This window comes from Nocardiopsis camelliae, assembly GCF_028993595.1.
Classification (GTDB): domain Bacteria; phylum Actinomycetota; class Actinomycetes; order Streptosporangiales; family Streptosporangiaceae; genus Nocardiopsis; species Nocardiopsis dassonvillei.
Window position 1 is genome coordinate 4,724,897 of sequence record NZ_CP118614.1, and the last position, 20,514, is coordinate 4,745,410.

Consider the following 20,514-nt stretch of genomic DNA (forward strand, 5'->3'; position numbering starts at 1 on the left):
CCGGAAAGGCCCTCCCACCCGCCTTCTTCGCCGTGATCTCGTACCTGTAGCGAGTCTCGACCGTCCAGCCTCGTTATAGGTACAAGATCACCGCAGGTCAGGACCCTTGCCTCACACCAGTAACGGTTCCGGCCAGCCGACGGGCTGCTGCGTGCCCGTCCCGGAGACAGCGAAGGGGCCTGCGGCGGTGCCGCGGGCCCCTTCGTGTGTGCGGGGGGATCAGCCGGTGCCGGTGGTTCCGGGCAGCTCCGTGCCCGTGCCCTCGTTGCCGGTCACACCCTCACCTTCGACGCCGGTGCCGTCGGTGCCCGTTCCGTCGGTGCCCAGGCCCTCGGTGCCCGTGCCCTCCGTGCCGGTTCCCTCGGTCCCGGTGCCGTCGGTGCCCTCCGTCGTCCCCTCGGTCCCGCCGCCGGTGGTGCCCTCCTGCTGCACCATGCGCCGGTAGAGCGGGTCGCGGAAGTTGGCCAGCGCCACGAGCGGCCCGGACAGGCTGACCCTGTCCTCCACCGACTCCGAGTCGGTGGGCTGCACCCACACCAGGACCAGGTAGTGGCCGCTGACGACGGCGTCGCTGGCGCTGTAGCCGCTGCCCAGGCGGTCGAAGGGCTCGGCGCCGGACGGCGAGAGCACGAAGCCGGGGTCCTGGGCGCCCTCCCCCTCGGGTTCGGCGAGGGCCGCGGCGACCGCGCGGCTGCCCTCGACGTCGGCGAGGTTGAACACGGCCACGACGCCGAAGTAGGTGTCGGACACGTAGGTGGCGCGCCCGGCCTGGGTGCAGTCGGCCTCGGCCAGGGCGGTCTTGGCGGGTTCGCCCCACACGGCGGCGGCGCAGTCCTCGGCCAGGACCGATTCGCCCAGGGTGAAGTCGATGCTCTGGCTGGAGATCTCGGAGTTGCGGTCCCCGAACAGCTCGTTCTCGTTGAGGGGGCGGCTGTCGGCCTCGCGGGTGGCGAGCACCTCGTTCATGCTGCCGGCGTCGACGACCCGGTACGCGGCGGGGCGGGTCTGGGGGGCGGCCTGCCCCTCGCCGCCCTCCCCCGCGTTGAGGTACAGGAACACGCCGAGGGCGATCAGCGCCACGACCAGCACTCCGGCCACGATGGCGATGAGGGGGCCCAGGCGCCTGGACTCCTTCTTCCTGCGCCCCCCGGCCCGTCGGCGCCCGCCCTCCCGGGAGGAGCGCCCCTCGGGCTCGGTGTCGGGCTCGCTGGTCTTCCTCCGGCGCCCCGCGGGTCCGGACGCCGACGGTTCAGAAGGGGACACCCAATGGACCTTTCCTCGGATGCGGTCCGGCCCGCGCGTACGCGGGCCGGACCGGTGTGTTCGGGGGTGTGTGAGGCCGGGAGTCCTCTCCGCGCCTCGTGTGACCTCGGGTCGGTCTGTCGCAGATCCTATCGGGGCCTCCGACAGGCCGGGACAGACTACTCCTCGGCCTGCTCCGCCGCCTGGTCCACGGCCACGACCTCCTCGTAGACGTAGCGCGCCGCGTTCATGGAGGCCACGCTCAGCGTCGCCATGTCGGTGTTGTCCCCGGGCGGGGAGCCGTCGGTGTCGGCCACCCAGAACACGGCCAGGTAGTGGCCCATGACCTGGGTCGTGGCCTGGCTGTAACCGTCCCGGAGGCCGGGGACCTCGTCGCCGGTCTGCGTGAGCAGGAACCCGGCGCCGCTCTCGGCGTTGGTCGGGTCCAGCTCGCGCTCGACCTCGGCCGCGGCGTCGGCGTTGGCCAGGTCGAACAGGGTGAACTGGGCCACGTGCTGCTCGTCGCCGTCGGTGTACACGCCGGAGGCGGCCTGGACGCAGTTGGCGTCGATCAGGCTCTGGCCGAGTTCCTCGCCCCACACCAGGGAGGTGCAGGAGTCGGTGATCGAGCCTTGGCGCAGTTCCAGGTTCACGTCGTCCAGACCGATCTCGCGGACCGGGTCGAAGACGCTCTCCTCGGTCATCGGTTCGGTGCCCTCGGGGCGCTCGTTGATGGCGCCGAAGACGTCCTCGCGGTTGGGCTCGGACAGGTACAGCTCCGGGGTGAGGGTGCTGTGCCCCTCGGGCGGGGCCACGACCGTGTCGTCCCCGCCCGCGACGGCGCCGCCGTTCCCGGCGAAGAGCTGGTAGGACAGCAGGCCGAGGAGGGCGACCAGCGCGAGGCTGAACGCTCCGAGCAGGAGGCCGAGCACGGCGGTGCCGCGCTTGCGCTTGCTCTGCTCGGCGAGGGTGTACACGATCTGGTTGGGGCGGTCGCCCAGGACCGAGACCCTCTTGATGGCGGCGGCGGAGAAGGCCGAGACCTTGTTCACCCCCGTGGCTCCGGCCCGCCTGCCTCCGGCGGCCCGGTTGCCCGGGGCCCTGCGGCGGGAGGAGCCGCGGGCCCCGCGCCCCTTCCTGCGGCGCGAGGCGCGGCCGCCGGTCTCCTCGGCGCCGTCCGCCTCGGCGCCGTCGGCGCCCTCTTCCTCGTCGTAGGCGTCCTCGTCGTAGGACGCGTCGTCATAGGGTCCGTCGTCGTAGCCGTCGTCGGCGGGGCGGGTGTGGCCGTACTCCGCGGAGAAGTCCTCCTCGGGGTCGTACGCCTCCTCGTCCCGGTCCAGGATCTGGTCGTCGGCGCGGTCCTCGGTGCGGGCGCTTTGGGCGCGGCGGCCTCTGCGGCCGTACCCGGACTCAGCTCTGCTCACGGTCTTTCTCAATCGTCAACCCGTGGTCTGCTCGAAAGGTACAGGGGCCCAGATGCGTGTCCGGACACGGCCGGTCCACGTGGCTTCCCTGTGTCTACTCGGGCTTCGTCCCGGGTTCGGTTCCCGTGTCCCCGGCGTCCCTGTCGGTCGAGCCCTCGCTACTAGATCGTTCAGGGCTCGGGTGGTATTCCGTCCCCGCCTCCCGTGAGCTGGAGCTTTGCGAACCGACACGCGATTCCTCGCTGTCCAGGGCGCTGTAGACGGTGCTGTCGTCGCGCGTCTCACCGTCGGTTGTGGGCCCGAACACCTGGGTTCCGGCGTCGTGGCCGTGGGGGACGACGGCGCTGGAGAAGGAGTCGATGCGCCGTCCGGCCCACACGAAGTAGGCCAGGGCCGCGAGGAGGACCAGGAGGGAGGTCCAGTTGTTCAGGCGCAGGCCCAGGAAGTCGTTGGCCGGGTCCACGCGCAGGTACTCGATCCAGAAGCGGCCCGCGCAGTAGCCCGCGACGTAGAGGGCGAACAGGCGCCCGCCCTGGAGGGAGCGCTCGTAGCGCCGTCCCGCCCAGGCCAGCAGGACGGCCAGGCCCAGGCACCACAGGGACTCGTAGAGGAAGGTGGGGTGGTAGGTGCTCACGCCCAGTTCCATGCCCGGGCGCAGGGCGCCGTTGGGGTAGGGGGTGATCTCCACGGCCCAGGGCAGGTCGGTGGGCCTGCCGAACAGCTCCTGGTTGAAGTAGTTGCCCCAGCGGCCCAGCGCCTGGGCCAGGGGGAGGGTGGGGGCGATGGCGAAGGAGAGCTTGGACATGGACAGGCCGCGCCTGCGGGCGACCAGCCACACGCCCAGGGCGCCCATGGGGATGGCTCCCCAGATGCCGAGTCCGCCCTCCCAGATGTACAGGGCGCGGATGGGCTCGCGGCCCTCGGCGAAGTACAGCTGCGCGTCGCTGATGACGTGGTAGAGGCGTCCGCCGATCAGGCCCAGGATCACGGCCCACACGGCCATGTCCATGATGGTGCCCTTCTCACCGCCCATGGCGGCCCAGCGCCGCTCGCTCCACAGCACCGCGACGATGACTCCGGCGAGGATGCACAGGGCGTAGAAGTGGATCTGCAGCGGCCCGATGGGGATGGAGTTGACCTGCGGGCTGGGGAAGGCCGCGAGGGCCCGGCCGAACTCGACCGCGCCCTCCGTGGCTGTCGACGACAATGTCACTGGTCTGCTCTCGGGTTCGCCCCGCGTGCGGGGGTGTCTTCGGGGATGGCTACTCCGCGCCACCCCCGTCGCCTGTGGGTTGGGTGTCGACCTCGCCGGGCTCCGCTGAGGCGATGGCCTCGTTGAGGCCCCGGGCGGTCATGGCGGTGTCGTTGTCGAGCAACTCACCGTTGATGTAGACGGAGGGCGTTCCGCGGAAGGCGTTGTCTCCGCTGTAGCGAGTGTAGGCGTTCCCGGTGGCTTCGATGATCTGGCCCGTGTACGTCCCCTCCAGGAAGGAGGGGTCGTGGCCGTGCTCGGCGCCCCAGGCGAGCAGGTCGGAGAGCACCATGGTGGCGAGGGTCTCCTCGCCGATCTGCGCCGCGGCGTCCTCGGTCAGGGCGGGCAGGAACTCCTCGGTGAACCGGGAGACCACGGCGGCCTCGTCGTCCACCCGCTGGTCGAACCGCTCCTGCTGCTCCGGGGTGGGGTCGGTCTCGGCGAACCACTCCTTGAGCTGGTCGACGGTGAAGCCCTCGGTGCGCTCGGTGGGCTGGTTCTCGAAGAGGATGTCGTTGTAGCGCACGAACCGGTCGTGTTCGGCGGCGGCGCGGGCGGCGGCCCCGGCGCGCAGCGAGTTGCTGCTCAGGGGCACCGGCTGCTGGGCGAAGATGCTGACCGGCCGGTAGTGGACGATGGCCTCGCCCTGTGCGGCGTTCTCCTTGAGGACGCCGCCGTTGAGGAGTTCGAACTGACGGCAGGCGGGGCACTGGTAGTCGGCGTAGACCTCGACGACGGGGGCCGAGGCGCCCTCCTGGGCCATGACGACGCTGCCGTCCTGCTGGAGGGTGGTCGGTGCCAGGGCCCCCTCGTACTCGCCGCTTCGGCGGTCGGCGTTGAGGGCGGCGTAGCCGATGCCGACGATGAGCAGCACCACCGCGGCGGCGGCGCCCACCACGATGAGGGTCCTGTTGCGCTTGGCTTTGCGCTTGTCCCTCTCCCTCTGCTCCTTGAGTTTCTCGCGGGAGCGCCTGCGCGCTTCACTGCCCATGTCTTCCCCTGTTCCTCACTGCTGGATACGGTCGGCCGTCCGGGGTCACCGGAAGAGGCCGAGGGCGCGGTCGACGGCGAAGGGCGAACGCGGCCAGACCGCGACGAAGGCGCCCATCGCCGCGAAGGCGATGTCGCGGGCGATGGAGAGCCCGTAGGTGGTCTCCTCCGGGTCGACCTGGCCGCCGCCGCCGAAGCAGCCGCAGTCGATGCTCAGGCCCCGGGCCATGGCGGAGAGGATCCCGGCTATGAAGACGACCATGAGCAGCGCGCTGACGGCGCCGACGTAGCGGGTGGCGAGCCCGACCAGGAGCAGGGCGGCCAGGGCGAGTTCGAACAGGGGGAGGGTGTAGCCGATGAACAGCGCGACCTCGGCGGGGAAGAGGTCGTAGGCCTCGACCGCCTGGACGGACAGGGCCGGGGGGAACTTGGAGACGGCGGCGAAGACCAGGACGGCGGCCAGTCCGACGCGGCAGGCGAGGCTGAGCCAGGGCTGGACGGCCTCCCAGCGCGATCCGGGCGCGGGTCGGGTGGCGGGTGTCTGGTCGGTGGTGTCCATCACTGCGGCCTCCGGGGAGTGAGCGGGCGGGTCATCGGATGTGCGGGGCGGGTGCCCCCGTCTGCGGGCGGGAGCGGGAGCCCCTGCCTCCTTCCGTTCGGTGCGGCCGTGGCCGTGGCGCCCGCCGGAGCGGACGCGGGTCCTTCCATGGAGTCGTCGCCGGGCCGTGCAAGGTTCCCGGGATGCGGGGATGTGGCCACCGCCACCGCGCGCCGCCGCCCGTCCCGTGCGCGTCCGGGGCGGACACGGCCCGAAGGGGCGGTCGCGCGTCGGAGGGGGGGAGACTCCGCGACCGCGCTGGGTGGGCGAGCCGTCGCCCTTCGCATCGGGTCAGATCCTACTGCTTGTGTTGAGTGCGTGACGCTGTGTCCGGGATTTCGGGCGCAGCGAGCGGCCTCCCCCGGGGCGGAGGGCGCCCCTCTTCCTTCATGAGTACCTCGTCAGAGGGGTGGCGGGAGGCTCTCCGGGGACTCTCTCACCCGATTCTCACCGGCTTGACCGTCGCCTTACCCTGCGCGGCGGTGCGGGGCCCGCGGCACGACGAGGGCGGGGGCCGTCCCGTGGACGGCCCCCGCCGGTGTTCACGCGTCCCGCCGACCGCGGGCCCCCGGGCTCAGGCGCGGCCCGAGCGCACGCCCTCCGCCAGTTCCTGGGCGAAGGAGCGGACCGCGACGATCCCGGTCTCCAGGTCCGGCGCGTCCAGGACGCGCTGGCAGAACCCGGCGCCGACGATCACGCCGTCGGCGTAGGCGGCCACCTCGGCGGCCTGGGCGCCGGTGGAGATGCCCAGGCCCACGCAGACGGGCAGGCCGGAGTCGCGGGTCGCCTCGCGGGTGCGCCGCACCAGCGCGGCGGCGGTGTCGGCGACCTGGGTGCGGGTGCCGGTCACGCCCATGAGCGAGGCGGCGTACACGAAGCCGGTGCACTCGCGCGTGGTCAGGGCCAGGCGCCGGTCGGTGGAGGAGGGCGCGACCAGGAACACCCGGTCCAGGCCGCAGGAGTCGGAGGCGGCCACCCACTCCTCGGACTCCTCGGGGATGAGGTCGGGGGTGATCACCCCGGCCCCGCCCGCCTTGGCCAGGTTCGCGGCGAAGCGCTCGACCCCGTAGCGCTCGATGGGGTTCCAGTAGGACATCACCACGGCGGCGGCGCCGGTGGCGGCGGTGGCCTCCACCACGCGGAACACGTCGTCGGTGGTGGTGCCCGCGGCCAGGGCGCGGTCGGCGGCCCGCTGGATGGTGGGGCCGTCCATCATGGGGTCGGAGTAGGGCAGGCCGACCTCGACGACGTCGCATCCCCCCTCGACCATGGCCTGGATGACCCGGACGGAGGACTCCACGTCGGGGAACCCGGCGGGCAGGTAGCCGATCAGGGCGGCGCGTCCGGCCTCACGGGCCTCGGCGAGCTTGGTCTGCAGTGCGGTGGCGCTCACGCCTGTCCCTCCGGGTCAACGAGGCCGAAGTAGGCGGCCGCGGTGTCAACGTCCTTGTCGCCGCGCCCGGAGAGGTTCACCAGGATGACGGCGTCCGGGCCGAGGCGCTCGCCGAGCTTGCGGGCGCCGGCCAGGGCGTGCGCGCTCTCGATGGCGGGGATGATGCCCTCTGTGCGGCACAGCAGCCGGAAGGCCTCCATGGCCTCGGCGTCGGTGACCGGCTCATAGGTGGCGCGGCCGGTGTCGGCGAGGTAGGCGTGCTCGGGGCCCACCGCCGGGTAGTCGAGCCCGGCGGAGATGGAGTGGCTGGGCAGGGTCTGGCCGTACTCGTCCTGGAGCACGAAGGTGCGCGCCCCGTGGAAGACGCCGGGGCTGCCCGCGGTGATGGAGGCGGCGGTGCGGGACGTCTGCGCCCCCTCTCCCCCGGCCTCGAAGCCGTACAGGGCGACCTCCTCGTCGGGGATGAAGGCCGCGAAGACGGCCATGGCGTTGGAGCCGCCACCCACGCACGCGGCGACCGCGTCGGGAAGCCTGCCGACGCGCTCCAGGACCTGTTCGCGGGCCTCCTGGCCGACGACGAAGTGCAGGTCGCGCACGAGCTTGGGGAAGGGGTGCGGTCCGGCGACGGTGCCGAACAGGTAGTGGGTGCGGTCGACGTTGGCCACCCAGTCGCGGAAGGCCTCGTTGATGGCGTCCTTGAGGGTGCGGCTGCCGATGGTGACGGGGACGACCTCGGCGCCGAGCATGCGCATGCGGGCGACGTTGAGCGCCTGGCGGCGGGTGTCCTCCTCGCCCATGTAGATCACGCACTCCAGGCCGAGCAGGGCGCAGGCGGTGGCGGTGGCCACGCCGTGCTGTCCGGCTCCGGTCTCGGCGATGACGCGGGTCTTGCCCATGCGCCTGGTGAGCAGGGCCTGGCCGAGGACGTTGTTGATCTTGTGCGATCCGGTGTGGTTGAGGTCCTCGCGCTTGAGCAGGATCCGCGCGCCGCCGCAGTGCTCGGAGAAGTTGCGGGCCTCGCTCAGGGCGCTGGGGCGCCCGGTGTAGTCCTTGAGCAGTTCGGCGAGTTCGGCCTGGTACTGGGGGTCCTGCTTGGCCTTCTCCCACTCCGCGGCCACCTCGTCGAGGGCGGCGACGAGGGATTCGGGCGCGAAGCGGCCGCCGAAGCGGCCGTAGTGCCCGAGCTGGTCGGGCAGGGGTTGGTCGTGGCTCATTGCACGCTCTCCTGGGAAGGGCCGAGCGCGGGGCTCCCCCGGCCTCGCGCCGCGGGGTCCGCGCGCCGACCGGCTGTGCGCCGCCCGGCTCCGGCGGCGCGTTCTGACTGTGGTCAACGCGGCGGCGGGAACCCGCGGCTCACTGGCGCGGGTTCCCTAGAGCCATCGCCATCCGCGGACGGGGCGCGTCGCCGCCGCGTCCGCCGATGCCTGCGTCAACCCTCTCACGGTCTGTGCCCCTAGTTCCGGTCCCGCAGGGCGGGGTGGGCCCCGGCGGTGACCAGGTCGGCGACGGCCTCGCGCGGGTTGCGGCCGCGGACGAGGCTCTCGCCGACGAGGACGGCTCCGGCTCCGACTCCGGCGTAGGCCAGCAGGTCGTGCGGGCCGCGGACACCGGACTCGGCGATCTTGACGACGTCGGAGGGGATGAGGGGGGCGAGCCGGGAGAAGGTGTCCCGGTCCACCTCCAGGGTCTTGAGGTTGCGGGCGTTGACGCCGACGACGGTGGCCCCGGCGTCGAGTGCGCGCGCGACCTCCTCCTCGTCGTGGACCTCCACCAGCGGCATCAGGCCCAGCGAGCGGGCCCGCTCCACCAGGGAGACCAGGGCCTCCTGGGGCAGGGCCGCGACGATGAGCAGCACGGCGGAGGCGCCGAAGACGCGGGCCTCCCACAGCTGGTAGGAGCTGACCACGAAGTCCTTGCGCAGCAGCGGGGTGTCGACCGCCTTGTGGACGGCCTGGAGGTCGGCGAGGCTGCCGCTGAAGCGGCGCTGCTCGGTGAGGACGCTGATCAGGGCGGCGCCGCCGGCCTCGTAGTCGCGGGCCAGGGCCGCGGGGTCGGTGATGGCCGCGAGGGGGCCCTTGGAGGGGCTGGCCCGCTTGACCTCGGCGATGACGTGCACGCCCGGGCGGCGCAGGGCGGCTTCGGCGTCCTTCGGGGTGGGCACCGACCCGGCCTGGGCCTTGAGGCGGTCAAGGGGCAGGTCCTCCTGCCGCTGCGCCAGGTCAGCGCGTACTCCGTCGAGGATCTCGTCGAGCACGCTCACCAGTTACTGCTCCCTCGTGAAAGTGGGCCGACACGGCGGTTGGCCCGGGGTTCGGGCTCCTCGCGCGGCGGGATCGGACACCGCCGCACCGTGTTGCTGGTCATCGTATCCACCCGTGGGCGCCACGGGGCCGCCGACCCCGACGTGACACTCCGTGGAGGGGCTCGTGGGGGCCGGGAACGCTCCGCCCGGGCGTACCGGGGCGGAGCGCCGGGGGCGCGCTAGGCGTTCGCGGCGACCATGCCGAACATGACCACGAAGAACAGGATGTACAGCACGAGGATGACGGCGCAGACGATGAAGCTGACCAGGCCGATGATGCCCAGGATCTTGGCGGTGTCGGAGGCGGACTGGGCTCCGGCGTAATCGCCCATCTCCCACTTGCTGTTGACCTGGAGGGCGAAGATCAGGCCGATGATGCCGATGACGGTGCAGCTGAGGATGCCGAGGATGTTGTACATCAGGTAGTTCTTGGGCGGTCCGCCGGGGGGCGGGCCGCCGTAACCGCCGGGAGGGCCGTAACCACCGGTGTGGGGAGGGCCGTAGCTCATGTGATGGCACCTTTTCAGAGCGTCGTTGTCGTGTGCGGCGGCGCGTGGCCGCGTTCGCCGGGTAGGACTGCGGCGGGGCCGTCCTGGTTCTGCTACCAGCCGGGGAAGAGCGGTGTCCCGGGGGCGAGGAAGGAGAACCAGGGGAGGTTGCGCAGGACCCAGTGCGCCGTGATGACGATGAGCATGCCCCACAGGAACCAGCCCGGTGTCAGTTTGGGGTACCCCTTGGGCGGCCGTATGGAGTGGAGGAGCCAACGCCCGTAGGTCCAGGCGACGTAGGGCAGCAGCAGCCACAGCAGGGGGTTCATGCTGATGGAGGCCAGGATCTCACCGTGGGTGAGCAGGGCGATAGCCCGCATGCTGCCGCAGCCCGGACAGAAAGTGCCCGTGATCAACAACCAGGGGCAGGTGGGGTAGTTACCGGGCTCGTTGGGATCCACGAAGTGCAGGAGGGTGGCTCCGGCCAGACCGAGCACGCCCAGTCCGGCGGGCCACACGACCGGGTGCAGCGACGCGGCCCACCGCCTGAGCCGCTCCCTCAGGGAACGCGGCTCGGCCGGAGCCCGGGGGAGCTGGCTCTGGGACGGCTCTTCGTGCTGTGGGTACACGTGACCAGCTTAGAGGTTCGGAGGCAGACAGAAAGGGCGCCCCCGAGCGCTGAGGCGCTCGGGGGCGAACGAAGCGTGGTGGGAGCCTGAGCCCCGCGCCCGCTAGTAGGTGGTGTACGTCGGAGCGGTGGCAGCGGCGCCCACGACGAAGAACAGAACGACGTAGAAGGCGATGAGGAGCGCCCACAGGATGCCACCGCAGATGAAGGCGATCTTGGTCCACTTCTTCGCCTGCTTCTGAGCCTCCATGGCCCCCGCGTGGTCACCGCGGTTCCACAGGTCGTTGACCTTGGTGGAATTGACGATGCCGGGGATGGCGAAGGGCCAGCAGCAGAAGATGGCGACGATGGCCCAGACCAGGCCGTTGTCCGGCGGAGGACCGCTGGGGGCGCCGTAGCCGCCGGAGGGCGGGCCGTAGCCGCCGCCGGGGGGCGGGCCGGGGTTGCCGGGGGGAGGGGGACCGTAACTCATGCTCGGTACAACTTTCCGGAAGAGGACAAGGGATTTGCGCGGCGCATGCGGGAACACTCCGGCCCAACACGGGGCAGGGTTGGGTCACCGGATCGCATACACCGCGGGCAGAAAGGAATGATGCCAGATCGGTGAGACACCCACCGAACCGAACCAACGCGGCAGTCGTGGCCGGTGGGCCGAATCTACCCGCCCCGTGGGACCTTCGTCCATATTTCCGTTATTCACTCGTTGTGAGCTGCGGCTTCCCCGGTGCTCCGTGCCCGTCAGGCCTTGGTCGCGTCGGGGTCCAGGGCGGGACCGGGCTGTGCGACGGCGGGCTCGGGCTGGGCGGCGGCGGACTTGCGGCCGGCCTCCCACTCCTCGCGCGTGGGCGGAACGGGGCGGGGCTCCTTGCGGCCGTAGCCGGCCTTCTTCATGACACCGGCGATCGCGGCGAGCACGACGCTGGCGACGAGGGCGACGGCGGTCCACAGCAGCAGGTCGCCGCCGAGGAAGACGATGACGAAGGCCGCCACGGACCACGCCACGATCCAGGACACGGTGAGGAACCAGGCGGACAGGGTGTTGCCGTGGTCGTCGTGGTGCTCGTCGGCCATCAGGTGTTCTCCTTAGGTTCGGCTGGGCGTGCTGCCCGCGGTGCGTGTGCGGCGCCGTCGGAGTCCGCGGGCGTGGCGCCCGGGGACTCGGCGTCGAGTGTGGGGTCGTCACCGGCGTCCAGCGACCTCCACAGGTCGGAGGGCGTCTCGGACCGGGTCGCGCGCGGTGCGGCGTCCCGATCGTACCGGGTTCCCATACCAGGCCAGGCAGGGGCTCGCAGTACCGCGACCAGCCCCGCCGCGACCAGGAGGACCGCCCCGGCCACGGCCATGGCGGGCCCCAGGGCCAGCAGGCGGGGGTCGGCGGCCACCTGCGCGGCCCCGGCGGTGTCGGTGGTGCTGTCGGCCATCGCGTCCAGGAGCGCGCCGGGTCGGGTGGCGCCCCAGACGGCGTTGAGGGCGGCCGCTCCGCCCAGGGCGATGAGGAGGCCGACCGCCCGGCGCCCCCAGCCCCGGGTGGCGTACAGGCCCGCGATCCCGGCCAGCCCGGCCCAGCCGAAGCCGCCGAGGGCGCCGGTGAGGTCGGTCCCGGTGAGCTCCACGGAGACGGGGGCGACCGGGCCCGGCGCGGTGAGTTCGCCGGTCGCCCACTGGCGTCCGGCGGCGGCGAGGAGGAGTCCGGCTCCGGCGGCCAGGGCGAGCATGGCCAGGCCGTACTCCCGGCGCGTGCGGGGCGAGGAGGCCGAACTCACAGGAGTCTCCCGGCGTCGAAGCAGGTGTGGTCGCCGGTGTGGCAGGCGGCGCCCTCCTGGTCGACGCGGACCAGGAGGGTGTCCCCGTCACAGTCGAGTGCGACCGACACCACACGCTGGGTGTGTCCGGAGGTGGCGCCCTTGACCCAGTACTCGCCCCGGCTGCGCGACCAGTAGGTGGCGGAGCCGGTGGTGAGGGTGCGGTGCAGGGCCTCGTCGTCCATCCAGGCGAGCATGAGGACCTCCCCGGTGTCGTGCTGCTGCACGACGGCGGGGACGAGGCCGTCCGGGTTCCGCTTGAGTCGGGCGGCGATGTCCGGGGCGAGGCTGGTGACGCTCATGCACTCCAGGTTATGGCCGCCGCCGGAGCGTCCCGCACCGGGTGTCCCCTGGCGCCGGGGGCGCGGGTCGGGGCGGTGCGGGGCTGCTCAGGGCGGGTGGGCGGGGGGCACGGGGGCGGTGGGCGCCGGGAGGCGGGGGTCGCGGATGTCCTAGAGTTCGTGCGTCGTCCCTCGCCCTGCCTTCGTACCCTGGGGGTTTCGTGACCGCCGAGTCCCTGTCCCGCGACCTAGCGGGCAAACCCGAGGCGCTGATCCGGCTCGCCGAGCGCTTCCCGCGGTGGGATCCCTACGCCGCGCTGCCCGCACTGCTCGACGACGAGCCCGCCGCGGTGCGGTTCCTGGGCCTGGGGGCGGCGCGGCACGCGTGCGAGGTGGCGGCGGCGCGGCTGCGCCGGGCGGGGATCGCCGCGAGCGCGGACTTCTCCTCGTCGGCGGAGGAGCCGCCCGCGGGTCCCGAGACGCTCGTGGTCGCGGTGAGCCTGGGCGGTGGGCAGCGCGAGCTGTACACGGTTCTGGACCGCTACGTGGCGCGGTCGCCGGTGATCGTGCTGGCCCCGTCGGTGGACTCGGTGGTGGGGCGGCAGGCGGATCTGGTGGTGCCGCTGCACGCGGGCGAGGAGGCGAGCGGTGTGGGCTGTCGCGCCTACCAGCACGCGCTGGCCCTGCTCCTGCTGCTGGGGCACCGGCTGGGCGCGCCCGTGACGGGCGGCAGCCGGTCCCTGCCGGGGCTGCTGCGCCGCGCGGCGAACGCGACGGCGTCGCTGCTGGAGAGCGCGCCGGGGTGGGTGCCCGAGGTGGCCCGGATCCTGGAGTCGCCGCACGGTGTGCACATGGTGGCCCCGGCCGAGCGTATGGCGTCGGCCTGGCAGGGGGTGCGGGTGCTGCGCCAGGGGCCGGTGCGGGTGGCGCACGCGTGTGAGACCGGGGAGTGGTCGCACACCGACCGCCACCTGGCGGCGGTGACGGACTACCGGGCGCTGCTGTTCGCGGGTTCGGCCTACGACGAGCGCTTCGCCCAGCACCTGGGGCAGTTGAGGGGGGCGTTCGTGGCGGTGGGCCCCACCCCCGGCCAGGAGCGGATGCCGGAGGCGGAGCTGACCGTGCGCTACCCGGGTGACACCGACCAGGACGTGAGCCTGCTGGTGGAGCCGCTGGTGGCGGAACTGCTGGCGGCGCACTGGTGGCGCGGCCGGTAGCGCCCGCGGGCCGGCGGGCGGGCCGTGCCGACCGGTGACGCTCTCGGCGGTCGGCGGCGGGCGTCCACAGGCCCGGTCTGGGCGTTGCCCCGGTTCGGGCGGTCCGGGGAGAATGGATCCGGGGGGCTACCCCCCGCCGTCGGGGCGGACGCGGCGCCCCCGGTTCAACCGTAGCCCGGCGGCCGTGCGGGCGCACCCCCTCCCGCCGGCCTGTGGACGGCCGCGGTCAGGCCGAGGAGCGCACCCAGGAGGCGTACAGGTCGGCGTACACGCCGGGCCTGTCCACCAGCTCGGTGTGCGAGCCGCTCTGCACGATGCGCCCGTCGTCGAAGACCAGGACCCGGTCGGCGGCCTCTGCGGTGGAGAGCCGGTGCGCGATGGCCACGGAGGTGCGCCCGCGCGTGAGCCGGTCCAGGGCGCGCTGGATGCGCACCTCGGTGTGCGGGTCCACCGCCGAGGTGGCCTCGTCCAGCACCAGCAGGTCGGGGTCGGCGACGTAGGCGCGCACCAGGGCGACGAGCTGCCGCTCCCCCGCCGAGAGCGACTCCCCGCGCTGGCCCACGGGGGTGTCGAGTCCGTGGGCGAGGCTGTCGAGCCACTCGGCCAGCCCCAGTTCGGTGATGGCGGCCTCCAGTTCGGCGTCGGTGCTCTCGGGGCGGGCGAAGCGGATGTTGTCGCCCAGGGAGCTGTCGAAGAGGAAGCCCTCCTGCGGGACCATCACCACGCGGCTGCGCAGGGAGGAGAAGGCCACCTCCCGCAGGTCGACGCCGTCGAGCCGGACGGTGCCCCGGGCGGGGTCCATGAGGCGGGTGAGCAGTTTGACGAAGGTGGTCTTGCCCGAGCCGGTCTCGCCCACCACGGCCACGCGGGTGCCGGGGGTGATCTCGACGTCGACGTCGTCGAGGACGACGGGGCCCTCGGGGTAGGAGTAGGTCACCCCGTCGAAGGAGACCCGGACCGGTCCGCGCGGCAGCACCCGGCCCGCCTCGCCGGGGTCGGCGATGTCGGGGACGGTGTCGAGCACGCCCAGGACGCGGCGCCAGCCCGCGATGGCGTTCTGGGCCTCGTTGAAGATCTCGGTGGCCATCATCATCGGCTGGATGAACAGGGTCATCAGGAACAGGAAGGCGATGAGCTGCCCGGCGGTCAGGCCGCCGTCCAGGCCGAGCCAGACGCCGATGAGGACGACGGCGGTGTTGCCCAGGGCCGCGATGATCTCGGCGAAGGGCGAGACCGCCATGGACAGCCGCTGGGCGCGGACCTGGGAGCGGCGCGTGGTCAGGACGGTGGTGTCGATGCGTTCGGCGGTGCGCGCCTCGGTGCCGTGGGCGCGGATGACGGAGGCGCCCATGACGGTCTCGCCGATGACGCCGAGCATGTCGCCGGTGTTCTCGCGGACCTTGAGGTAGGCCTTGGAGAGCAGTTTCTGGAGCCAGCGCACGCCGAACAGCAGCGGCAGGAAGCAGATCCACACCACGAGGGTGAGCTGCCAGGAGTAGACCGCCATCAGGACGGTGGCGACCAGGAGCTGGCCGCTGCTGACCAGCAGGAGCAGGCCGCCCCACTGCATGAAGGTGCTGATCTGGTCGACGTCGCTGGTGACGCGTGAGACCAGCGCGCCCTTGCGCTCGCTGTTCTGGGTGAGCACGGACAGGTCGTGCACGTGCCGGAAGGCCTTGCGGCGCAGTGTGGCCAGGCCGGACTCGGTGGCCCGGTACAGGCGCACGTTCATCAGGTAGGAGCAGATCATGGTGACCACGAGCAGAGCGGCGCAGACGGCCACCATGCGGGTGACGAAGCCCAGGTCGGGCCCGTCCGCCCCGGTCAGCCCGTTGTCGATGATCTGCTGGACGGCGACGGGCACGATGACCTTGCCCGCGGTGGCCACGACGGCGAAGGCCAGGGTGAGCCACAGGCCGCGGGCGAACTCCGGGGAGAGTCGCAGGCCGCGCTTGAGCGTGTCCATCGCCCCCTCGGAGGAGCGGTGCAGTGACACGGCGGGGTCGTCGGGGGCGCGGCCGGGCAGCTCCTGCCCCTCCCGCTCCCGCTGTTCGTCGCGGGTGGGCGCGCTCATCGGGTGGCCTCCTCGGCGGCGTCGTCACGGGTGGGGCGGGCGGGTTCGAGGGGGCCGGGTTCCTCGGGCAGCGGGGCGCTCTCGGCCTGCCCCTCGGCGGAGGCGCGCTCGTAGGCGGTGACCAGCCTGGTGTAGCCGGGCGAGGTGTCGAGCAGTTCCTCGTGGGTGCCGCGGGCCAGCACGCGTCCGCGCTCCATGTAGACGACCTCGTCGGCGAGTTCGATGGTGGCGCGGCGGTAGGCGACCACGACCACGGTGGCGGCGTCGTCGCGTTCGCGCAGGCCCGCCAGGATCTGCGCCTCGATCTGGGGGTCCACGGCGGAGGTGGCGTCGTCCATGATGAGCAGCCTCGGGCGGCGCACGATCGCGCGGGCCAGGGCCAGGCGCTGGCGCTGTCCTCCGGAGAGGGTGGTGCCCTTCTCGCCGAGCCGGGCGTCGAGTCCGCCCTCCAGTTCGCGGACGAAGCCGTCGGCGCGGGCCAGGCGCAGGGCGGCCCAGACCTGGTCGTCGTCGGCGTCGGTGCCCAGGGTGATGTTGTCGCGGACGCTGTCCTCGAACACGAAGGTGCCCTGGGGCACCAGGGCGGCGTGCCGGGGGATCTGGTCGCGGGCGAGGTCGCGCACGTCGACGCCGTCGAGGGCGACGGAGCCCGTGTCGGCGTCGACCAGGCGCATGAGGACGGTGGTGAGCGTGGACTTGCCCGACCCGGTGGGGCCGACCAGTGCGACGGTGCGCCCGGGGGCGATGTCCAGGTCCACGCCGTTGAGGACGGTGGTGCGCGGCGCGGTGTCGGCGCCGCCGTCCATCAGGTCGCGCGCGCCGCCCCGCGCGTCGTAGGAGTCGGCGTAGGAGAAGGTGACGCCGCGGGCGCTCAGGGCGATGCCGGTGGGGGTGTCCTCCAGGGTGCGGGTGCCGTACTCCATGGCGCCGCCGGAGTTGAGCACGGACTGGACGCGGTCCCAGCCCACGACGCTGCGGGGCAGGTCGCCCAGGATCCATCCGAAGGAGCGGATGGGCAGGGCCAGGAGGGTGAACAGGAAGGCGATCTGGACCAGGTCGCCGGCGTCGATGGCACCGGTGGACAGCCGCCACATGCCCAGGAGCAGGACGGCGAGCACGCCGAAGTTGGGCAGGGCCTCCATGACCGGGTCGAACATCGAGCGCATCCGGCCGACCTGGATGAGCGCGTCGCGCAGGCGGTGGGCGGCGGAGGTGAAGCGCTCGGTCTCGGTGTCCTCGCGGCCCAGGGTCTTGACGACGAGGGCGCCGTCGAAGGACTCGTGGGCGACGCCGCTGACCTCGGCGCGCAGTGCCTGGGCGCGCGAGGCCATGGGTGAGACGCGCCGTTGGAAGACGACGTTGGCCGCGGCCAGGACCGGGAAGACGACGAAGGCGACCAGGGCCAGGACCGGGTCGGTGGTGATCATGGCGATGGCCGCGATGACCAGCATGAACACGCTGCCGACGGCCATGGGCAGCGGGGCGAGCGGCTGCCAGGCGGCCTCGACGTCGGCGTTGGCGTTGGACAGCAGCTGTCCGGTGGGGTGGCGGTGGTGCCAGGACAGGGGCAGTTCGAGGTACTTGCGGGCGACGGCGCGGCGGTAGCGGGCCTGCATGCGGAACTGCATGAGCGCGGCGAGCATGCGGCGCATGGCGATGCCGGTGGCCTTGCCCAGTCCCACGCCCATGAGGAGCGCGGCGGCGCCGACGAGGGCGGCGGTCGTGGTGCTGCCCTGTTCGAAGGCGGGGAGGATGGTGGCGTCGGTGAGGTGGCCCAGGACCGAGGCGGAGCCGACGTTGACGGCGGCGTGCAGCATGGCGCCGATGACGGCGGCGAGGAAGACCCACGGTTCGGCGCGGGCGGCCACCCACAGCACCCGCATGCCGCGGGTGAAGACCCCGGTGTGCTCGGCGGCGTCGGTTCCCCGGCGTGTTCCCGGTCCGTCGGCGGCTCCGGGCGGTGCCGTTCCCTCCTCGTTCTCCGGTTCCCCGGTGCTCGTACCCCGCGCCATACGCCCCCCGTTCTCCTCCGTGGCCGGGCAGGCCCGGCACAGCCCGACACGCGCGCGGCGTCCCCCGGGCATGCCGGAGGGCGTGGACGTGCGCGTGTCGTGTCAACCTATCCAGCGGCACCGACAAGGTTCCACCGGATTGTTTCAGCGCGCGGCGCGACGGGGCTATTCCGTCCGGTTCGGGGCGTGGTGGGGATGTTCGGGGCGGGGGCTGGGTGCGGGGCGGCGCCCGGGCCCCGGGGGGGGGGGCCCGGGCGCCGCCGGGAGGGGCGCGTCCCGGTCACGGTCGCCGGGGCCGCGCGGGGCCGGTCAGCGGGCGTAGTCCTGGTAGCTGATCACGGCGTGGAAGGAGACGGGTCCGAAGATCCCGTCGACGCCGATGCCGAAGTGCTCCTGGGCGGCGCGGACGGCCCGCTCGGTGTTGGGTCCGTAGACGCCGTCGGTGGCCAGGTGGGCGTTGAACTTGGCGTTGAGCTCGCGCTGGATCATGGTGACGACCGGGCCGGTGTCGCCGCGGCGGAACTGGTGCTGGCCGAAGACCAGCTCCTGGAAGTGCTCCCAGGTGTCGGGGTTGAGGTCGCCGTCGTTGTGCAGGCCGAAGGCCTCCTGGTAGGTGACCAGGGTGTCCTGGAGGTCCTGGTCGAACTCCAGGTTCAGCTCGCCGGGGTTGATCTCTCCCGAGGAGAGCAGCATCTTGGCGGCGTAGACGTCGATGCTGGAGTCGCCGAGGGTGTACTCGGGCCAGACCTGGGACTCGATGGCGGCGAGGACCTCGGGGGAGGTCTGGTCGAGGTCGTCCGCCAGGGCGGCGGGCGCGGTGGCGAGGGCGGTCGTCGCGGCGAGGGCGGCGGCCGCGAGGAGGGAGGCGGTCCGCCCGGTGGTGGTGGACATGGAGAGGTTCCTTTCCCCTGTGGTCCCTGTGGTCGGTGCTGCGCGGTGGTTCGGTGTTGCACACTGTTCGATGTGTGAGACCCGCATCACGTTCACAAAATGCATGCCAATACCACCAAAAGGACACAGTTCTCTGTCCGTGTCCTGTTTTCTCAGCACATGCGACAACCGATTCGACGGTGTGCGCGTGTACCGGACCACGGGACGCGACCGGTGTTCCGGCCGGAGGCGGGGCCGAGGAACACGGGGGCCGGACGTGCAGGGGTCCGGACACGCGGAGGGCCTCCGCGCGCTCGTGCGCGCGGAGGCCCTGTGCCCGGAACCGGTCGGGGCGGGCCCGCCCCGCTCAGCGGACGGGGTGGCCCGCCTCGCGCAGGCTCTTCTTGACGTCGGCGATGGTGAACTGCCCGAAGTGGAAGACCGTCGCGGCCAGCACGGCGTCCGCGCCCGCCGCCACGGCCGAGGCGAAGTGCTCCACCGCGCCCGCGCCGCCGGAGGCGATCAGCGGCACCTCCACCCGGGAGCGCACCGCCCGGATCAGCTCCAGGTCGAAGCCCGACCGGGTGCCGTCGGCGTCCATCGAGTTGAGCAGGATCTCCCCCGCCCCCAGCTCGGCGGCGCGCTCGCACCACTCCAGGGCGTCGACCCCGGCACTGCGGCGTCCGCCGTGCGTGGTGACCTCGAACCCGCTCGGCGTCGGCCGCCCGTCCCCGCGCACCCGGCGCACGTCGGCGGAGAGCACCAGCACCTGGCGGCCGAAGCGCTCGGCGATCTCCCCGATGAGTTCGGGGCGGGCGATGGCGGCGGTGTTGACGCCCACCTTGTCCGCGCCCGCGCGCAGCAGCCGGTCCACGTCGTCTGGGGTGCGCACCCCGCCGCCCACGGTCAGCGGGATGAACACCTGGTCGGCGGTGCGGCGCACCACGTCGTAGGTGGTCTCGCGGTCACCGCTGGAGGCGGTGACGTCGAGGAAGGTGAGCTCGTCGGCGCCGTCCGCGTCGTAGGTGCCGGCCAGCTCGACCGGATCGCCCGCGTCGCGCAGGTTCTCGAAGTTGACGCCCTTGACCACCCGCCCGGCGTCCACGTCCAGGCAGGGGATGACGCGCACCGACACGCTCACGGGCGCACGCTCCCGGCCTCGCGCACCGTGGCCAGGGCGTCCTCCAGGGTGAAGGCGCCCTCGTACAGCGCGGTGCCCATGATGGCGCCCTCCACGCCCAGCGGCACCAGCGTGGCGATCGCCCGCAGGTCCTCCAGGCTGGAGACGCCGCCGCTGGCCACCACCGGCTTGTCGGTGCGCTCGCACACGGTGCGCAGCAGGTCCAGGTTGGGGCCCTTGAGGGTACCGTCCTTCTGGACGTCGGTGACGACGTAGCGGGCGCAGCCCTCCGACTCCAGGCGCTCCAGGGTCTGCATGAGGTCGCCGCCGTCGCGGGTCCAGCCGCGCGCGGCCAAGGTGGTGCCGCGCACGTCCAGGCCGATCGCGATCTGGTCGCCGTGCTCGGCGATGATCCTGGCGCACCACTCGGGGTTCTCCAGGGCGGCGGTGCCGATGTTGACCCGCCTGCACCCGGTGGACAGGGCGGCGGCCAGCGACTCGTCGTCGCGGATGCCGCCGGACATCTCGACCTTGACGTCGAGGCGGCCCACGATGTCGCGCAGCAGGTCGCGGTTGTGGCCGCGGCCGAACGCGGCGTCCAGGTCCACCAGGTGGATCCACTCGGCACCGGCGGACTGCCAGGCCATGGCCGCCTCGAAGGGGTCGCCGTACTGCCCGCCGGAGCCCGCCTTGCCCTGGACGAGCTGGACGGCCTGGCCGCCCGCCACGTCCACGGCGGGCAGCAGTTCGAGTACGGGGGTGGTGGTCTCGCCGGTCATGGACTCATCTCGTTCTCGTCGGTCGGAAGGTCTTGGGGAGCG

20 protein-coding genes are annotated in these 20,514 nt (G+C 72.7%); 1 reads left to right on the forward strand and 19 read right to left on the reverse strand.

Features of this window, described 5'->3' with window-relative positions:
- Positions 1-219 precede the first annotated feature (219 nt).
- The 14 genes from PV789_RS20580 to hisI all read right to left on the reverse strand — a co-directional run bounded on the left by PV789_RS20580 (position 220) and on the right by hisI (position 12,421).
- The gene (locus tag PV789_RS20580; protein WP_274974130.1) at positions 220-1,263 is read right to left on the reverse strand and encodes a hypothetical protein; all 1,044 of its coding nucleotides are present in this window, start codon (positions 1,261-1,263) and stop codon (positions 220-222) included.
- Between the two features lie 158 nt (positions 1,264-1,421).
- On the reverse strand, positions 1,422-2,666 hold the full coding sequence (locus tag PV789_RS20585; RefSeq protein ID WP_274974131.1) for a hypothetical protein: 1,245 nt from the start codon (positions 2,664-2,666) through the stop codon (positions 1,422-1,424).
- A gap of 94 nt (positions 2,667-2,760) precedes the next feature.
- Positions 2,761-3,873, reverse strand: a complete 1,113-nt coding sequence (lgt, locus tag PV789_RS20590) for a prolipoprotein diacylglyceryl transferase (RefSeq protein WP_061083015.1) — start codon at positions 3,871-3,873, stop codon at positions 2,761-2,763.
- Positions 3,874-3,928: 55 nt separating this feature from the next.
- Positions 3,929-4,909, reverse strand: a complete 981-nt coding sequence (locus tag PV789_RS20595; RefSeq protein ID WP_274974132.1) for a DsbA family protein — start codon at positions 4,907-4,909, stop codon at positions 3,929-3,931.
- 45 nt (positions 4,910-4,954) lie between these two features.
- Positions 4,955-5,467: a MauE/DoxX family redox-associated membrane protein gene (locus tag PV789_RS20600; protein ID WP_061083013.1), complete on the reverse strand. Its 513-nt coding sequence runs from the start codon at positions 5,465-5,467 to the stop codon at positions 4,955-4,957.
- 613 nt (positions 5,468-6,080) lie between these two features.
- Complete coding sequence (trpA, locus tag PV789_RS20605) at positions 6,081-6,899, reverse strand: tryptophan synthase subunit alpha (protein ID WP_274974133.1); 819 nt, start codon at positions 6,897-6,899, stop codon at positions 6,081-6,083.
- On the reverse strand, positions 6,896-8,113 hold the full coding sequence (gene trpB / locus PV789_RS20610; RefSeq protein ID WP_274974134.1) for a tryptophan synthase subunit beta: 1,218 nt from the start codon (positions 8,111-8,113) through the stop codon (positions 6,896-6,898). The genes trpA and trpB overlap by 4 nt, the downstream gene beginning before the upstream one ends.
- 239 nt (positions 8,114-8,352) lie before the next feature.
- Positions 8,353-9,159, reverse strand: a complete 807-nt coding sequence (trpC, locus tag PV789_RS20615; protein ID WP_274974135.1) for an indole-3-glycerol phosphate synthase TrpC — start codon at positions 9,157-9,159, stop codon at positions 8,353-8,355.
- 221 nt (positions 9,160-9,380) lie between these two features.
- On the reverse strand, positions 9,381-9,710 hold the full coding sequence (locus PV789_RS20620; protein ID WP_274974136.1) for a CD225/dispanin family protein: 330 nt from the start codon (positions 9,708-9,710) through the stop codon (positions 9,381-9,383).
- Between the two features lie 92 nt (positions 9,711-9,802).
- Positions 9,803-10,318, reverse strand: coding sequence for a DUF2752 domain-containing protein (locus PV789_RS20625; protein ID WP_274974137.1), 516 nt, complete (start codon positions 10,316-10,318; stop codon positions 9,803-9,805).
- A 102-nt stretch (positions 10,319-10,420) separates the two neighbouring features.
- Positions 10,421-10,789 (reverse strand): CD225/dispanin family protein, encoded by a 369-nt coding sequence (locus PV789_RS20630; protein WP_274974138.1) that lies wholly within the window; start codon positions 10,787-10,789, stop codon positions 10,421-10,423.
- A 266-nt stretch (positions 10,790-11,055) separates the two neighbouring features.
- A complete protein-coding gene (locus tag PV789_RS20635; protein ID WP_274974139.1) occupies positions 11,056-11,388 on the reverse strand; it encodes an HGxxPAAW family protein in 333 nt (110 codons plus the stop codon).
- Positions 11,388-12,080: a Trp biosynthesis-associated membrane protein gene (locus PV789_RS20640; RefSeq protein WP_274974140.1), complete on the reverse strand. Its 693-nt coding sequence runs from the start codon at positions 12,078-12,080 to the stop codon at positions 11,388-11,390. Before PV789_RS20640 ends, PV789_RS20635 begins: the two co-directional genes overlap by 1 nt.
- A complete protein-coding gene (gene hisI, locus PV789_RS20645; protein ID WP_248771373.1) occupies positions 12,077-12,421 on the reverse strand; it encodes a phosphoribosyl-AMP cyclohydrolase in 345 nt (114 codons plus the stop codon). Before hisI ends, PV789_RS20640 begins: the two co-directional genes overlap by 4 nt.
- Before the next feature lie 200 nt (positions 12,422-12,621).
- On the opposite strand from hisI, the gene PV789_RS20650 reads away from it, so the two are divergent.
- Complete coding sequence (locus PV789_RS20650; RefSeq protein ID WP_274974141.1) at positions 12,622-13,617, forward strand: SIS domain-containing protein; 996 nt, start codon at positions 12,622-12,624, stop codon at positions 13,615-13,617.
- A gap of 226 nt (positions 13,618-13,843) precedes the next feature.
- On the opposite strand, the gene PV789_RS20655 is transcribed toward PV789_RS20650, so the two are convergent.
- From PV789_RS20655 to priA, 5 genes are all read right to left on the reverse strand, one after another.
- Positions 13,844-15,691, reverse strand: a complete 1,848-nt coding sequence (locus PV789_RS20655) for an ABC transporter ATP-binding protein (RefSeq protein WP_274974142.1) — start codon at positions 15,689-15,691, stop codon at positions 13,844-13,846.
- The gene (locus PV789_RS20660) at positions 15,688-17,703 is read right to left on the reverse strand and encodes an ABC transporter ATP-binding protein (RefSeq protein WP_274974143.1); all 2,016 of its coding nucleotides are present in this window, start codon (positions 17,701-17,703) and stop codon (positions 15,688-15,690) included. The genes PV789_RS20655 and PV789_RS20660 overlap by 4 nt, the downstream gene beginning before the upstream one ends.
- A 309-nt stretch (positions 17,704-18,012) precedes the next feature.
- The gene (locus PV789_RS20665) at positions 18,013-18,594 is read right to left on the reverse strand and encodes a peptidoglycan-binding domain-containing protein (RefSeq protein ID WP_274974144.1); all 582 of its coding nucleotides are present in this window, start codon (positions 18,592-18,594) and stop codon (positions 18,013-18,015) included.
- A gap of 346 nt (positions 18,595-18,940) precedes the next feature.
- The gene (gene hisF, locus PV789_RS20670) at positions 18,941-19,714 is read right to left on the reverse strand and encodes an imidazole glycerol phosphate synthase subunit HisF (RefSeq protein ID WP_274974145.1); all 774 of its coding nucleotides are present in this window, start codon (positions 19,712-19,714) and stop codon (positions 18,941-18,943) included.
- Complete coding sequence (gene priA, locus PV789_RS20675; protein WP_274974146.1) at positions 19,711-20,472, reverse strand: bifunctional 1-(5-phosphoribosyl)-5-((5-phosphoribosylamino)methylideneamino)imidazole-4-carboxamide isomerase/phosphoribosylanthranilate isomerase PriA; 762 nt, start codon at positions 20,470-20,472, stop codon at positions 19,711-19,713. The genes hisF and priA overlap by 4 nt, the downstream gene beginning before the upstream one ends.
- Positions 20,473-20,514: the final 42 nt, after the last annotated feature.